Here is a 15,623-nt window from a genome sequence, read left to right on the forward strand (position 1 = left end):
CCCTTCGTTTTCATGCCAGTTTTTTGACAATTCGAAGACACTGGCGTAAAAAGTGTACCTTTTCCGTCCGGGTCCACGGTTCATTTTGAAAAGCCGCCCTCTCCCAGCGCCAGGCAAACTGCATTAATTCAAGCCGGAAAGCCTCATCCGTAACCGATAACGACGAAATATATTGACGGACAGTCTGGCCCCTCTCGAACGCTCCGAACCTGCGCTGGATTTTCTCCCATACGGGAGCCGAGGCAGAGACAAGCCCTTCCCTTGGAGAGACCGCGATCCGGCTTGACAGCATCAGGAAGAAAAGCCTCTCCCGAATGGACGGAATGCAGTAGATCGCTGCCGCAGCCGTCGGAACGAGGATCAAAAGCCCTGCTCCAAAAGAAACAGGCCCAAGGGTAGAGATCAGCATCAGCACGTTGGCGGCGGCATCCAGCATACGATCCCATAAGCCGGACCACGGCAGATGCGAAGCCGTAATCTCGTCCGATGTCGCTGGAGGCGTGGAAGGCTCGGTGCCGAATCCAGGGGTAGGGTCGAACATCACCCAGCCCGTTCCGGGGAAAAATACCTCCACCCAGGCATGGGCGTTCTTTTCGGCAACGCGGTACGTATGCTCCTTCCCCTCCACCGGTTCACCCGGCGCAAATCCGGTCACGTAACGGGCGGGGATTCCTTCGCTTCGCAGCATGACGGTCATCGCCGTTGCAAAATGCGCGCAGTACCCTTCTCTCGACTCAAACAGAAACTGATCGGTAAAGTCGCTGCCCTCCGGGGGGATGGCCGTCTGCAGCGTATACGTATAGTTCCGCTCCAAATAGGATTCGATAGCCTTGACCATTTCATACCTGTTCGAAGCATCCGACGTAACCGTCTTCGCCAAATCACGGACCCTGCCGGGGAGTGAATCAGGGAGCTGCAGATACAGCTCTTTCATATACGACGGATCTTTGCCGGCTGAAGCACGAAGACCTTGCATATCCGGCTGGATATATAGGGATTCCACGGTATAGCGGGATAGTGCAGCCTCCCCTTGCATGGAGACGGTCTCGGACATCCGCTCCACAGAGAGCCCCGGCTCCCGCTTCCCTCCGGCAGTTTGTACATCAGATACCCGGGAAATAATTCCTCCGGCCAGCAGCGGCTTCACCTGGGAAGGCTCCTCAAACTGCAGGGTCTGCACCAGTGTTCGTCCTTCTGACCGCTCCCAGAAGGGGAGCTTGTCCCTTAAATTGTCCCTCAGCTTAGCAGTCGTTCGGATGGCGCGATCCTGGTCCCATTTCCGGCCGTCGTACAAGCTATAGGCTTCGCCCCGCCAATAGGTCGGAATCGGAGACTTCGCCGTGAAGAACACCTCATCGCTCATCGATAGCGGACCTCCCAAATCGCCCATCACAGGTGAGTATCCGATCATTCGCGCGGCAGGCAGTGCATCCTCCGCCGCCTCCCGGACGTGCTCCCCTATGCCCGAGATCCGCTCAGCGAGATCCGTTAACGTCAAGCCTGCGCCTTCATAAGGCTCGTTGAAGGATCCGCCAAGACGGGCTGCCCCGATTGCCAGTACGGCCGTCACGATCACGGCCATGCTCCAGCGCAGCATGGGCAGAGACGCATACTGACCAGATGGCCTCAGGTTTGTACAAGTACCCGAATGAACAGTTCGTCTCTGGTTTGCATCTCCATCAGAATGAACAGCTCGTCTCCGGTTTGCTTCATCATCTGAGGCTTCCCGGCCCAGCCTCACAATATGCATCAGCCCTTGAGCCATCAGAAGGTAGAGCATAGCCAGCCCCATGTCGGAATACAAGCTTCGCTCCGACACGGAGGCAAGCACGGCCAAATAAACCAGCGTCGAGCCTCCGAACAGCCAGACGGACAGGCGGTAAAGGGACAGCATATGAATGGCCGATACCATGATGCCCCAGCCGATCAAGAGAACCATCGTTCTGCTCTCCTCGCTGAGCCCGGTAAACGCCCGCGTGTTTATGACGGCCTCCGCGTCCCCTGGAAGGATGACCGAAGCATATTCGTGCAGCCATTCCAGCGGATTGGCGTAGTTAAACAATTGGGCACACAGCCAAATGACCAGCAAAGCGTTCAGCGGCAGCCACACCCATTCACGCCAGGCGGACAGGCCTTGAAGGAGAAGAATCGCCGCAAGAAGAGCCAGTGCTTGCAGAATCAGGTCCCCGCCCGCCCCGTTAACGGCCTGGAGCGGGAGCAGCCACTCCGACAGCAGTCCTGCTACCGGCAGGGTAATGAGCGCACGCTGAAGCAGGGTCCCGGGAAACGTTCTGGAAACGAGGGAAGAACGGAAATGCCCGGCGGGATGGCTCCCGGGCCGAACGCGTTCTTCCGCCTTATCGTGCAAGCTGACCGGATCCATTCCCATTCCCTCCCTTCAGCGATCCATCTGCCGGAGCTTCCGGTATTCCGCCTGCAATAACCAGCCTTCCTCCCAGGCGGTAAAATTCCTCGGCCCGCTCCTGTCCCGTCGAACGAATCGGATGCCCGCCATCCCCGGAAATGCGGATGGCTGTCCGCTGCTGCCCGCTGCGCAAGCAGCATATCGTAACGTCCCGAACACCGCTATTCAGCAGTTTGATTCCAAGCAGGGCCGCTTGCTCATTCATGGCCCCGGTTATGATCGTCCAAGCCGTATCCCTCTCCAATACATCCGTCGACATCCGCGCGTATTCCTCATAAGGATCAGCCGCTTCCACCCCGCCCGATATCCGGACAGATGCCAGCGGAAGGAGGATATCCCGCCTTTGCGCAGCGTTATCGCCTCTATATTCGGACACAGGCGTCAGGGATTGGTACGCGCTTGTCCATAGCTTGTAAGGTACTCGGCGGTCATGAAGCTGACAGAGGAACCCGGCTGCGACAGCAACCGTATCCTCGAAGGCCTCCTCGTACGTGCCTCCCTCTCTTCCAAAAACACCTTGGCGCTTCGTATCCAACACGATACATTGGCGGATGCCGCTCCCTTCCTGCGGCAGGAACGATTGCAGACGCCCCAGCTTGGCGGAATTTTTCCAGTGAATCCGGTTCATCGGATCCCCGGGAATATAATCCCGCAGGCCGCTGCCCCGAATGTCCGTCCGCCTCTTCGCGAAGGTCCGTTCATCCTCCCGATCGGCTGACCCGCCGCGGGGGACAGCTTGAAGCTCAGGGCCAACCGCCGGCCGGGGAAGAACGGAGATCCCGGTCATTTCACCGGCAAGCTGACGGCTGAACCGGAACCATCCGAACAGGTCCCCCCAAGCAATTTCGCTGGAGGCCTCCGTCCAGATGCCGCGGGGAAGCCGGTCAAGCTGATAGCTGTAAGTGAGATTTTTGCGTAATCCGGGAAACAGCAGTTTCCGATGCGAGCAGCCTCCGATCGTATCCTGAACCATCATCCAAGGCACGGGCAGCACGGTTTTATAATCAATCCGAACTGTGACATGAGCGGAGTCTCCCCTATAGATGTATGCCGGAGTACATGTCCGGCTAACGGTAATCCGGGACGGTCCGAGCAGCCTGAGCGCGGCCCCTCCGATCAGAACCAGCGTGCACGCGAGCCACAGCAGCCGGAGAGCTTCGCCCCCCAGCCACACATAAAGACCCAGCGCTACGAGCCATATGGCCAAAGCTCTCATCCAATCCGCCAGCTCCCGCTTCACCGCGAGCCGCCTTTCCGGCTGCGCTGGCGCGGGAGCTCGAACTGGGCAAGGATGGCGTTCACCATCTCCTGCTGAGTCAGTCCCGCAGCCCGTCCTTCATGATTCATATGAATCCGGTGGGCAAGCACCGGGACGGCAACGCGAAGGCAGTCATCCGGAATGACGTACATTCTCCCATCCATATAGGCTGATGCTTGGGACGCCCGGTACCAGGCCAAGGTGCCCCGCGGGCTGATGCCAAGCGCCACTCCCCGCTGCCGGCGGGATGCATCAGCGACGCTGACCATGTAGCGTTTGATGCTCTCATCAACGAACACCCGCGCCGCCGCCTGCTGCATCGCCATCAGCTCGGAGCCTGCCATTAATGGCTTCAATTTATCCGCCATGGCGCTGCTGCTCCTCCGATCCAGCAGCACCATCTCACCTTCCATATCGGGATAGCCCAGCGACATTCTCATGAGGAAGCGGTCGAGCTGGGCTTCCGGCAGCCGGCTCGTCCCCTCATATTCATAGGGATTTTGGGTTGCAAGCAGGAAGAATGGGGCGGGCAGCGGGTAAGTCCGGCCGTCGACGGTGACCCTGCCCTCCTCCATCGCTTCCAGCAGCGCAGACTGCGCCCTGGGCGATGCCCGGTTAATTTCATCGGCTAACACGATGTTCGCCATGAGAGGTCCGGGGCGAAAGACAAACTCTCCCGAATGCGGATAATAAACGGAGGCACCGGTAATATCCCCCGGCATCAAATCGTACGTAAACTGAATCCGATTGAAATCGCAGCCGATCAACGCGGCCACCGTTTTGACCAGCATCGTCTTCCCAACGCCCGGAACATCCTCCAGCAGCACATGCCCACCGGCCAGCAGTGCGATCATAGTGAGCGAAATCTGTTCCTCATGCCCGACAATGACGCTGCCGATCCGGCTTCTAACTTTACCGAGCAGGTCCGGAGCCCACTCGGGATCCATTCGCTCCTCTTCCATCATGGATGAACGCAACAAGAACATCACCCTCCAACCTTCCATATTCATAGAACAAAACATAGTTGATAGCCTTAGTTATGAATCTATGAATAGGTTTTCCAAGATGACTCCAAGATAGACATCGGCAATGAGGCGAATAGCGGTGGAAGCAGGAAATTCCGTAAGGTTCAAATCCGGTCTGCCGCTATGAGAAGCATCGATAGTGCATCAGCATCGGAGCATAGCTCGGCTTTATTTTGTGGATAGCGGACAGAAGAAAGCCCGCAAGAAGAAAGCGGCTATCGCTTCCTCTTACGGGCCTGCTCCGGCTCGTGCGTTCGTTTCCTTTATGAACCCCTTCCTGTAATCTACCCCTTAATTCCAGACAGGGTCACGCCTTCGATGATATATTTCTGTCCGATGATATATACGATCAATACTGGAATCAGCGCGATGGAAGCACCCGCCATCATCAGCGTCCAGTCCGTGGAATACATGCCCCGGTACAGGTTCAGCATCATCGGCACGGTAAATTTGTCCGTGCTGCTGAGAAAAATCAGCGGGTTGAAGAAATTGTTCCACATCCCGAGAAAGGTGAAGATTCCAAGCGCCGACAAGGCCGGCTTAATAAGCGGCAGCATGATTCGCGCATAGATGGTCCACCGGTTCGCACCATCCACGATGGCCGCCTCCTCCATCTCCTTCGGTATGCCTCTGAAGAACTGCCTGAGCAGAAACACGCCGAAGGCGTTGAGCAGGGCGGAGGGAACGATGATTGCCAGATGCGTATCCAGCCAACCGATATTTTTCATGATGAGGTACAGGGGGATGATCGTGACTTGCCCCGGCACCATCATCGTGGCCAGGAACAGGATAAACAGCGGCTCCCGGAACGGAAACGATATTTTGGCAAAAGCATAGGCGGCCATCGAACAGGTTACGAGCTGCGATACCACCACGATGACGTTGATATAAAAGCTGTTCAGATAAGCTCTCCCGAAGGGCAGCGCCGTCAGGGAGTCCTTGTAGTTGGACCAGACGAACGGGTCCGGAATCCATTTGGGCGGCACGACGAACACCTGGGATAAATCCTTGAGCGAGCTGAGCACCATCCATACGAACGGCAAGGCCATGATGCAGGCGCCGATGATCAGGACGGTGTGCAGCAGGACGGTCGACGCCCGCAATCCTCGGTACGGCATGTAGCTTCTCCTCCTTCCTCTTGCGTCCATTAATCCTCGTAATGAACCCAGCGCCTAGACATCTTCATCTGGAACAGGGTCAGGGACAGAATCATCAAGAACAGGATGACCGCCGCCGCCGTGCTCTTGCCGAAGGTGAAGTCCGCAAAGGCCGTTTCATAAATGTGATAGACAAGGGTATAGCTGGCTTTCGCCGGACCGCCGGACGTCATGACGAAGGATTGGTCGAACACCTGGAAGGAGCCGATAATCGACATAATGGTCACGAAAAAGGTGGTCGGCGACAGCAGCGGAATCGTAATGTGGATGAGCTGCTGCCATTTGCCGGCCCCGTCGATTTCAGCCGCTTCATAATAGCTTCTAGAGATACCCTGTAGCCCGGCCAGGAACAGCACCATGTTGCCTCCAAGCCCCATCCACACGCTTAGCATGGCGATCGAAGGCATGACGTATCTCGAATCGGTCAGCCATGACGGCCCCGTGATGCCGAACCACTGCTTCAGATACATGTTGATCAGCCCGAAGTCGGCGTTGAACAGCCACATGAATACGACGGCGACCGCTACCGACATCGTGATGTTCGGCATGAAATAGATCAGCCGGTAAAGGATTTTTCCGCGAACCCGATTCAAGCCCACGGCTACGAGCATCGCCAGCACGATCCCTGTCGGCACGGACAGAATGGTGTAGTACACCGTATTGACGAGCGCGATGCGAAACTCCTCGTCCCGAAGCTGGCCGATGAAGTTCTGAAAGCCGACGAACTGCTTCGTCCCCATCCCGTCCCAATTCATCATGCTGATCACGAAGGCCGAGACGAGCGGAATTAATGAAAAAGCGACCAGTCCTAGCAGTTGCGGGAAGATGAATAAATAGCCCCACAATCCTTCGGATGTTTTGCTGCTCAGGGAAGAGCCCCTTCTCTCCGGGAGCCGCTCCGGAGAAGGGGCGGCTCCCGGGCTTCCTGCAGGCTGCACGTTCATGTCTACTCACCCTTCCTCTCAGAGCTGGATTATTTTTTGCTGTTCTTGTAATCCTGGATCTTCTGGTTGGCCATGGTCTGTATATCCTTAAGCGAGCTATCAAGCTCCTGATTCTTCAGCCATAACGCTTCGAACTTCGAAGTAATATCTTGGCTCAGCCCAGGGATGCCGGCCTCGAACGGCGTCAGCGCATAACCGACCTCGCGCGCGTCGAGGAACAGCTGGGCATGCTCCGGCAGATTGCCCTCGAGCACGACTTCATCGGTGCCTGCGACGGACGGAACCGCATTGCCGCCGCCCTGCAGGCGGAAACGCTGGCCGTCTTTATTCAAATATTCGGAGAAGAACGTATACGCGGCCTCTTTATTCTTCGAGGCTTTATTCATCACCAGGTATGCCGTAGGAATGCCGGCCGGCTCGATTTTGTTGCCCGTATTGGTCGGCCAGGTAACGACGTCGTATTCAAGGCTCTCATTTTTCTTGAACAATGGGAGATACCAGCGCCCGGCACCCACGAAGCCTACTTGATTGGACATGAACATCGCATCCCCGCCCTGTCCTTTCGGCAGCGTGCCGGAGAACGTGATATTCTTCGACTTTACGTTGTCATACAGGAACTGGAACGCTTCCTTCGCCTTCGGATCGTCGGCCGCGACGAAATTTCCGTTCTCGTCATACACCCGGCCGCCGTTGGAGGTAACCCAGCTGTGGTAGCTGTTCCAGGAGTTATCCAGCACGTAGCCGTACTTATTGCTCGCCCGGATCTTATCGGTCATCTCCTTGAACTTGTCCCAGGTCCATTGCCCGCTTGCCTGCAGCTCCGCCGGCATCTCGGTAATTCCCGCTTCTTTGAGTACTTTCTTGTTGTACCAAAGCACCATCGGGTTGCAATCCACCGGAACCCCGTACGTCTGTCCGTCCCGGACCGCCGCCCCCCATAGTCCTTCGAAGTAGTCCTCTTTCTTGATGAGGCTGTCCGGAGCCTCCATATACGGGGTCAGGTTCTCGATGCTCTGGTTTTCGATCAGCTTAACGATCAGGCCGTCGCCGGCATAGAAAATATCCGGAGCCGTTCCGCCTGTCAGCTGCGTCAAAATCTTCTGGTCATACTCGCCGGGAATCGGAATAAACTCCACTTCGATCTCCGGATGCCGCTTGTTGAAGTCCTTCGTCATCTCCTGAAATCGGGTGAGCTCCCCGGGGTTGCCCCATGTCGCCCATTTGATCTTGACCTTCTCGCCGCTTGCCGAGCCGCCCCCATCCGATTCACCGCCACCGCATGCTTGAAGCAGCATGGACAGCACTAGAATGACAGCAAGCAATGCCCCTCTTTTACGCGTTCTTGTCATTTTCATTTCCTCCGTTTCCGACCGATTTGGACTAACCTGAAAAGACTCTTGTAAACGCTTTAATTATAAAATTTTGGCAAAAAGCTTTGGAACGGATTATGTTCCGAATAAGTGGCTTCTTTTCCGATCCTGCAAGAAACCTGCTGCCGCCTTGTCATTTGCGGTTCAATCCCTGATACTCGGCCGGCGTCATCCCGACCAGCTTCTTGAACAGCTTGCTGAAATACTTCACATCGTTAAATCCTGAAAGCTCCGCCACCTCATACACCCTGAGCGAGGTTGCAGCCAGCAGCTCTTTGGCACGCTTTACCCGAAGATCGATCACGTAGTCGATAAAATTGCTCCCCGTCACCCGTTTGAACAGCTCGCTGAAGTAATTCCGGCTTACGGCGACTTCATCGGCGACCTCCTGAAGGGAGATCGGCTCCGTGTAATGGGCGTTAATATAGGAAATGGCCTGAAGGACGATCCGCTCGTGAAGCGTGGCTTCCGGAAACGGACCGCGATTCGGCTCGTCCCGAACCGCCTGAAACGCGTCCAGCATGACGCTCCGCACCTCTTCGACAGACCGAAGCCGGGTTAGCTCAAACGCCGGGGATACAATCGGCAGGGCGGACAGGCTGTACGTGGACAGCATGCCAAGAAGCTCCTCCGCTTCAACGAGCACCTCCTGCTTCCCCATTCGGGACGGCATCCATCGCTCCATTACCGACTGCAGAAGCACTTCGCACCTCGGCAGGTTTCCGACGGCCAGCGCAGCCCTCAAGGCCTGCAGCTCGGGCTTTGCCTGCTCCGGTCCGCCACGGTCGCCCAAGGCACCAATATCCTCCGCGTGAAAGATGCGCCCCTCCCGGTAAAAGAAAGAGGCTTCCAGGCTTGCACTCGCCTCTACGTAGGCCTCGGCGAGCCGCTGGGGCCCGGCATACCGGCGGCTGAGCCCGATGGTGGCGAAGGCGGCAAGCGGACGGAGGAGATGATCGCAGCGAGGATCCTCTGAACGCTCCATGCCGTCAACGGGCACCCAGACCGCCAGTAAATCCGGTCCCGTTCGGACCGCAAGCGCATCCGGCAGCTGCTCATATAAGCAGCTCTTGAATCGTTCCATTTCTTCTTCTCCGTCCAACGGGGCTGCTCCGAAGCCGTCTGATCTCGGCCCTCCGTCCAGTCGGCAGACTGCCACGACGAATTGGCCGTCACTCCGGAACCCGGCCAAGTTCTCCAGGGCGGCAGCTTCCCCGTGCAATGCCATATACAGCGTCTTCTCATCGGCCCGTTTCCGCTGTTCCCGCTGCTGCCGCTCATGCTCGGTTACGATACGCTCAAGGCGCTTCTCTTCCTCCAGCTTCTGCCGCATCCGCTCCAGCACATCCTTCAGCGACGCTGAATCGAGCGTCGGCTTCAGAATGTAATCGGCCGCGCCGAGCCGAATGCCTTCCCGGACGTATTCAAAATCGCTGTGGCAGCTGAGCAGCAGCACTTTCACCCATGGGCATAGCTGCCTTGTCCGGCGGGTAAGCTCAAGCCCGTCCATGACCGGCATCGCGATGTCCGTAATCAGAATGTCGACCTCTCCCGCCTCGATCCACTTCAAAGCCTTTTGACCGTTCGATGCCTCCCCGACCAACCGATAGCCGTATCCCTCCCAGTCAAAAGTGGTCCGGAGCCCTGTGCGGGCAATCGCTTCGTCATCAACGAGCAGCACTTTGTACATGAATATCCCCTCCGTTCGCCGGAATCAAGATGGTCACCCGCGTGCCTCCCTCTTCCTTCCGCTCGACGTTCAAGCCGTAACGACTGCCGTAATACAGCCTCACGGTTTGATGGACATGCGACAGTCCGATGTGGGTCATTCCCTGCTTGGAGCGGTTGCGCTCATAATCCAGCAGCCCGGCAAGCTTCTCCGGCTCGATTCCGATGCCGTTGTCCTCGATGTGGATCATGGCATCCTCCTGCTGCCGCCGGATGACAACCCGGATGACCCCCTTGTCGTCCAGGGGCGCAATCCCGTGGAAAATCGCATTTTCCACAATCGGCTGAAGCAGCATGCGGGGAATTTGCACGTCATCCATGCCAGCCGGACAGTCGACGACCAGCTCAATCGGATGGTCATAGCGGTATTTCTGGATGATCATATATTGGCGAAGAAGCTCCAGCTCATCGCCAAGGCGTATAAATACCCCGCTGCGCCCCAGGCTGCCTTCAAGAAGATGCACGAGCGCCGCTACGGCCTTGTCGACATCATTGGTGCGGTTCAGCTTGGCCATCCACCGGATGGAGTTCAGCGTGTTATATAGAAAATGCGGATTGATCTGATAGCGAAGAGCCCGGATTTCAGCTTTCTTCTTCTCCGATTCCTCTGCGGCAATCCGCTGGATCAACAGGTCAATCTGCTCGATCATCTTGTTGAAGCTTCTGCCGAGCTGACCGATCTCGCTTGGACCGACATTGCGGCACCGGACGCTCAAGTCCCCGGCTTCGCTGCGGCGCATCAGCCGGCTTAAATGAACGAGCGGATTGCCGATTTTCCGCGTCATGTAGTATCCGATCCCGATGGCCGCCAGCATCGAGCCGAGCACGATCCATACGGTAAAGCTGCGGATGCTGGCCGAATCGGCCGTCAGCTCCTTAAGCGGAACCATTCCTACGACATGCCAGCCGTTATTCAGCCGGGAAGGGATCATCAGCGTTTTCTTGTCGTTCCACTCGTATTCCGTCGGCCCTGTCGGCAGCTCCACAGGGGAGCGCTTCCCGTACATGGCCGGATCTGGATGATAGAAGAAGCGGTTCTCGTCGTTGGCGACATACATGTAACCCGTATCCCCGAACTGGACGTGGTTCAGCTCGTCAATAAGCACATCCCCCATAATTTCGAAGAACATGACGCCGACGATCTCCCCCGTATCCCAGCTGCGGATCGCCCTTCCAAGCCCAAATACCGGAAACCCCATGCTTGTCTGCTTCAGATAGGAGGTGTCGGACAGACCGAACCACACCGTTTGCCCGCGAGCCTCCAAAATCGACTGAAACCACGCCGATTCCCATTGACTCGGAATGGACATCAGCGAGTCGGCGCTGAGGACGGAATTGTTCCGCTTGATATCAAAGACGTACACGTCGATGATTTCCGGCGAGTTGATCATAATGGAGGTCAGCAGATCCTTGCCCTCTTTAACCTTGAGGTTCAGGTCATATTGGCTGAGATCCGGATCCTCCAAAATGCCGTGGACGACTTTGCTGTTCAGCACCATCATCGAGGAATCGTCCAGCTTCTTGAAGAACATATTCAGCTTGTCGCTGACCTGGGTAATCGTCAGCGATGCCACCTTGCCCACCTGCTCCTCCACGATGGATGCCGACTTGTGGAAGGATAGGAAGCCCATCATCAGAACCGGCAATGTCGTACCGATGAAAAAGAACAAAAACAGCTGTGTTACGATTGAATGAAGACGGCGGTATCCCCGCATATGCAAACTCCCTCCTCTACCAGATCAGAACATGAATTACATTTTTTTGACAGCGCTTTCAACTTAAGAGGCTTTTGTGTTCTTGTACATCTGTCGACAAGCTTCCAGGCATATCTGTACCTTATGTTGGTTCCCTCCGGCCCCTCCTTTCCTTGCTTCCCTTCCAATCTTTCCTTCAGCGTCCGTTAGCTTCCGGCTGCTACTGCTCCCCTTCCCTTCCTACCTTTCCTTCCTCGCGTTCGCTTCTGGCTGCTCCTGCTCCCCTTCCCCTACCTCAACCTCCCATGCGTTCGCTTCCGGCTGTCTGCTTCCCTTTCCTTTCCGCCCATCCTCTTCCCGCTCCGGTCTCCTTCTGACCCCCGGCGAAGCCTCAACTTCAAGTAAGGTCCGTCCGGAGTGTATTCATCGTAATATGTTTGAGAAAGATTGTCCCTATGTCCATCTTCTTATGTTTTTTGCCTTCCCTCACCGCAAACGCAAAAAAGAGATGGACCCCAATATCAGAGCCCATCTCTTGATTTAAATTCATATTCATGCAAGCCTTCGGCTTAGTATGCCAGCGTAAACAATCCATTGATGTGAGAGAGGTAACGCATGTTGCTCGCTTCCTTCATCAACGTCGCAGGCAAACCTTTCAATTGCGTTTTGTTCGCGCCGATAGTTCCGATGGCATCCTTGCGTCCCAAGCTGCCCAGCGTACCGGAGAATACCGGCTCGAAGGAAGCTTGTGCGCCGCCGTTCAGATTCGCGAAGATGTTGTAGCCGATCAGCTCGCCCATCTGCCATGCCAGCTGCGCTGTCGGCGGGTATGGACGGCCTTCCGGTCCCATAACAACCGCGCTGTCGCCAGCGACATACACGTCAGGATGGGAAGCGGATTGCAGGTACTCGTTAACGACCGCACGACCGCGGTTTACTTCGATACCGCAGTTCGCTACAACGGAGTTACCCTGTACGCCGCCGGTCCATACCAGCGTGCTTGTTTCGATGGTGCTGCCGTCTTTCAGCTCAACGGTTGTTCCGTCCATCTTCGTGATCGGCAAGCCGGTGAGGAAGTTCACGCCGCGCTTCTGCAAGCTTGTTGTAGCACGGTCAACCAGCTCTGCAGGAAAGCCTGGCAGAATGGAAGGAGCCGCTTCTACGCAGTAGAGAGTAATTTCCTGTGGATCGATCCCGTGCTTGCGTGCAAGCTCGCTGCGCATATCCGCATACTCGCCGACAAGCTCGACGCCGGTCAAGCCGCCGCCGCCGACAACGATCGTTGCATCGGCCTTGTTCTTCGTTTTAGCATATTCCGCGATGCGGGATTCCACATGGGCACGCAGACGATTCGCATCGTTTACCGACTTCAGAATGAAGCTGTTTTCTTGAAGTCCCGGAATGCCGAAGAATGCAGTTTCACTGCCCAGTGCGATAACGAGAATATCATAAGTAAAGTTTCCGCCGTCATCCAAGGATACCGAGCGCTCATCCGGCTTGATCTCCTTGACGTTGCCAATGCGAAGATCCACGTTGGCGTTGCGAAGCAATTTATCCAGCGGCAGGGCCACTGCTTTCTCTGCGATGTTGCCTGCTGCCAATCGATGCAGTTCTGTAATGATCTGGTGAGTTGGGAAACGGTTGACCAGCGTAATTTTAGCGTCGTTGACGCCAAAATGCTCGCGCGCAGAAAGTGCGCTCAGCAAGCCGCCGTAGCCCCCGCCCAAAATTAAAATATGTTTAGACATGACCATCCTCCGTTCTTCTTAAGATATATGGAATTAACGCTTGTTCTGTTGGTCGCGCTCGTTCAGAACGTCAAGAAAAGCCTGAGCATAGCGAAGACCCTTTTGAACTTGAGGATCCTTCAGCATTTTCATCAGACCGAATACGCCGATTTGCGCATGATCACCCTGGGCATGAATACGGTCGCCGGCTTCGATTGCGGCAGACGCAATTGCTTTTGCCTTGTCGGTAACAGGCTTCGTGAATCCAGCGAGAGAAGCCATGGTGTCTTCCGCCAGCACCGGATCAGTAGCTACGGACTTGCCGAAATCATAAGCCTTCGTGAAGAATGTGAGCATTTCCGTAAGCTTAGGCAGGTTATCCACGAGCGTAGTCAGCGATTCCTGTACCTCAGGCTTTAGCAATTGTTCGAGCAGCACATCAGGACGGCTGGCCTGGTTTCCTGCAACGTTATCCGGCGTTTCGGACGGTTGCGGGTTAGATGTTTCTGTCATAGAGAATTGCCTCCTTTTCTTTAAGTGAACTCCCAAGATGAACTTGGCGACGATCGAACCGGTTAGCTTTAATTTCGGGATAACCGGTATCTATTATGCATCACTGACATAAAGTGTGAACTTCAAGGTGACTCACTCGCGCCAAAATAAAGGCAGGGGGATGGCTCCCCCCTCCTTTACGAATAACGTTCTCAGGGATTGTGATTATTATCTCTAAGTACTAGTCTATAACTTGTGCAGCATAATTACAAACATAAAATACAAATTCCGACTACAAAGTTATGACTCGAATCTCGCCATCTTCATATGTCACTCTTGTAACAGGGTGCCCGGATGCAGCAAGGGCGTCACGGAGCGGAATCCAGGCCGTGCCGCCGATCAGGCGCACATCGGACGGCAGCGGCCTCCCCCAAGTTTCAGCCGGACTTATCGAGCGTCTCAGCGGGTCCGCTTCCCAGCGTTTCCCTCCGAGGGCCACGCTGACGGTCTTGCTGTGAGCCTTCCAGGAGACCGTCCCCCCGAGCCGCTCGGACAAGGCGCGCAGAGGAACCATCAAGCGCCCGTCCTCCATTTTATACTCGCCCGGCTCGAATGCAGTCTCCATGGCCCCAAACTCGACCGCAAGCGTTCGGCCCGTTTCGAATAGTTTGGCATTGGCCAGAACATGATCCTTGATCCATTGCCGGGAAGGCTGCGAGGCCTTAACCGCGCCTTGCTGCGCCTTGAACTGGACCGGCTGCATCTCCGGCGTAAGCACATCGAACGCATAGCCCTGCTTTTTGTAATAACCGATGATCTCCGGCAATGCCTTCACGCTCTCCTCATGGCCCTTGCTGTCATGCAGCAGCACGATCGCCTCGCTGCCGCTGACCTTTGCCGTTGCGCCTTTTACGATATCCTTGGCCGGAACCCCCCGGCGTTTCGAATCCCCGCTGTCGACATTCCAATCGAATACGCGATATCCCCCCTGCTCCATCAGGTCGAAATACGACTGGTCAAAGTGTCCGGCTGTCCCGCCCGGCGCCCTGACGAGCTGCGGACGTTCGCCTGTAATCAAGCGGATCAGCTCCTCCGTCTTCTTGATCTGCGCCCAGAAATCTTGAAAATGACCGTAAAGCTTGTCATAACGATGATCATATGTATGATTGCCGATCGTGTGTCCTTCCTCATATATGCGGTTGATAATTTCCGGACGGGCTTCAGCCTGCTCCCCAAGCACAAAGAACGTTCCCTTAATGCCTTCCTTATGCAATATGTCCAGCACCTCCAGCGTCAAATCCGAAGGACCGTCGTCAAAGGTAAGATAGACCTTCTTCTCAGCTTTCGGGTCAGCTTTCGGGACCTGGGCTTGCGCTGCTGCAGCGGATGCGGCTTGCTTGCCTGCTGCCGCTGTGTAAACCGCTTGCTTGATTTGCGTTTCACCGCTTTGGCCTAACAGCGCCTTCGTCTGAACCCCCGTGGCGGATGCCGGAGCCAGCAGCGCCTGCTCCATATATACCTTCATATCGTCCGGTTTCGTTTCTCCCTCGGGAAATCCGGCCCAGACCGTTATCAGTAACGCCAACACACCAAAAAACAAGGCAATGGATGCAACTCTCGCTACAATATTCATGATTTCTACCTCCATCATTTCTATGAGTTCGGCTTTCTGCTAGATTATATGGAGGTATTTTCGAAAAAAGACTATCAGCCGATATATATTTTAGCGAGAATTGCGAGAGAAGGACGGGTGAACAAAAATAGCCCCTCGCGGCAAGCCTGTCCAGGCATGCGGAGGGGCAA

General features: G+C 55.8%; 11 protein-coding genes. All 11 read right to left on the reverse strand.

The annotated features are described in order from the left end of the window. Nucleotides 1-10: 10 nt before the first annotated feature. Complete coding sequence (locus NSQ46_RS26160; protein ID WP_342575297.1) at nucleotides 11-2,383, reverse strand: transglutaminase-like domain-containing protein; 2,373 nt, start codon at nucleotides 2,381-2,383, stop codon at nucleotides 11-13. After that, the gene (locus NSQ46_RS26165; RefSeq protein WP_342575299.1) at nucleotides 2,358-3,665 is read right to left on the reverse strand and encodes a DUF58 domain-containing protein; all 1,308 of its coding nucleotides are present in this window, start codon (nucleotides 3,663-3,665) and stop codon (nucleotides 2,358-2,360) included. Before NSQ46_RS26165 ends, NSQ46_RS26160 begins: the two co-directional genes overlap by 26 nt. Continuing rightward, nucleotides 3,662-4,669 (reverse strand): MoxR family ATPase, encoded by a 1,008-nt coding sequence (locus tag NSQ46_RS26170; RefSeq protein ID WP_085978431.1) that lies wholly within the window; start codon nucleotides 4,667-4,669, stop codon nucleotides 3,662-3,664. Before NSQ46_RS26170 ends, NSQ46_RS26165 begins: the two co-directional genes overlap by 4 nt. Nucleotides 4,670-4,992: 323 nt before the next feature. Continuing rightward, the gene (locus NSQ46_RS26175) at nucleotides 4,993-5,826 is read right to left on the reverse strand and encodes a carbohydrate ABC transporter permease (RefSeq protein WP_007133025.1); all 834 of its coding nucleotides are present in this window, start codon (nucleotides 5,824-5,826) and stop codon (nucleotides 4,993-4,995) included. Between the two features lie 29 nt (nucleotides 5,827-5,855). Next, nucleotides 5,856-6,809, reverse strand: a complete 954-nt coding sequence (locus NSQ46_RS26180) for a sugar ABC transporter permease (RefSeq protein ID WP_007133026.1) — start codon at nucleotides 6,807-6,809, stop codon at nucleotides 5,856-5,858. A 29-nt stretch (nucleotides 6,810-6,838) separates the two neighbouring features. Continuing rightward, complete coding sequence (locus NSQ46_RS26185) at nucleotides 6,839-8,158, reverse strand: sugar ABC transporter substrate-binding protein (RefSeq protein ID WP_007133027.1); 1,320 nt, start codon at nucleotides 8,156-8,158, stop codon at nucleotides 6,839-6,841. Nucleotides 8,159-8,312: 154 nt separating this feature from the next. Next, nucleotides 8,313-9,869, reverse strand: a complete 1,557-nt coding sequence (locus NSQ46_RS26190; RefSeq protein ID WP_007133028.1) for a response regulator — start codon at nucleotides 9,867-9,869, stop codon at nucleotides 8,313-8,315. Beyond that, nucleotides 9,847-11,622, reverse strand: coding sequence for a sensor histidine kinase (locus NSQ46_RS26195; protein WP_007133029.1), 1,776 nt, complete (start codon nucleotides 11,620-11,622; stop codon nucleotides 9,847-9,849). Before NSQ46_RS26195 ends, NSQ46_RS26190 begins: the two co-directional genes overlap by 23 nt. 548 nt (nucleotides 11,623-12,170) lie before the next feature. After that, complete coding sequence (locus NSQ46_RS26200; protein ID WP_144878063.1) at nucleotides 12,171-13,349, reverse strand: NAD(P)/FAD-dependent oxidoreductase; 1,179 nt, start codon at nucleotides 13,347-13,349, stop codon at nucleotides 12,171-12,173. Between the two features lie 33 nt (nucleotides 13,350-13,382). Continuing rightward, the gene (locus NSQ46_RS26205) at nucleotides 13,383-13,841 is read right to left on the reverse strand and encodes a DUF1641 domain-containing protein (RefSeq protein WP_007133032.1); all 459 of its coding nucleotides are present in this window, start codon (nucleotides 13,839-13,841) and stop codon (nucleotides 13,383-13,385) included. A gap of 271 nt (nucleotides 13,842-14,112) precedes the next feature. Next, nucleotides 14,113-15,453: a polysaccharide deacetylase gene (locus NSQ46_RS26210; RefSeq protein ID WP_342575301.1), complete on the reverse strand. Its 1,341-nt coding sequence runs from the start codon at nucleotides 15,451-15,453 to the stop codon at nucleotides 14,113-14,115. Nucleotides 15,454-15,623 lie beyond the last annotated feature (170 nt).

It is taken from the genome of Paenibacillus sp. FSL M8-0142, assembly GCF_038597315.1.
In the GTDB taxonomy this organism is placed as follows: Bacteria; Bacillota; Bacilli; order Paenibacillales; family Paenibacillaceae; genus Paenibacillus_AQ; species Paenibacillus_AQ lactis.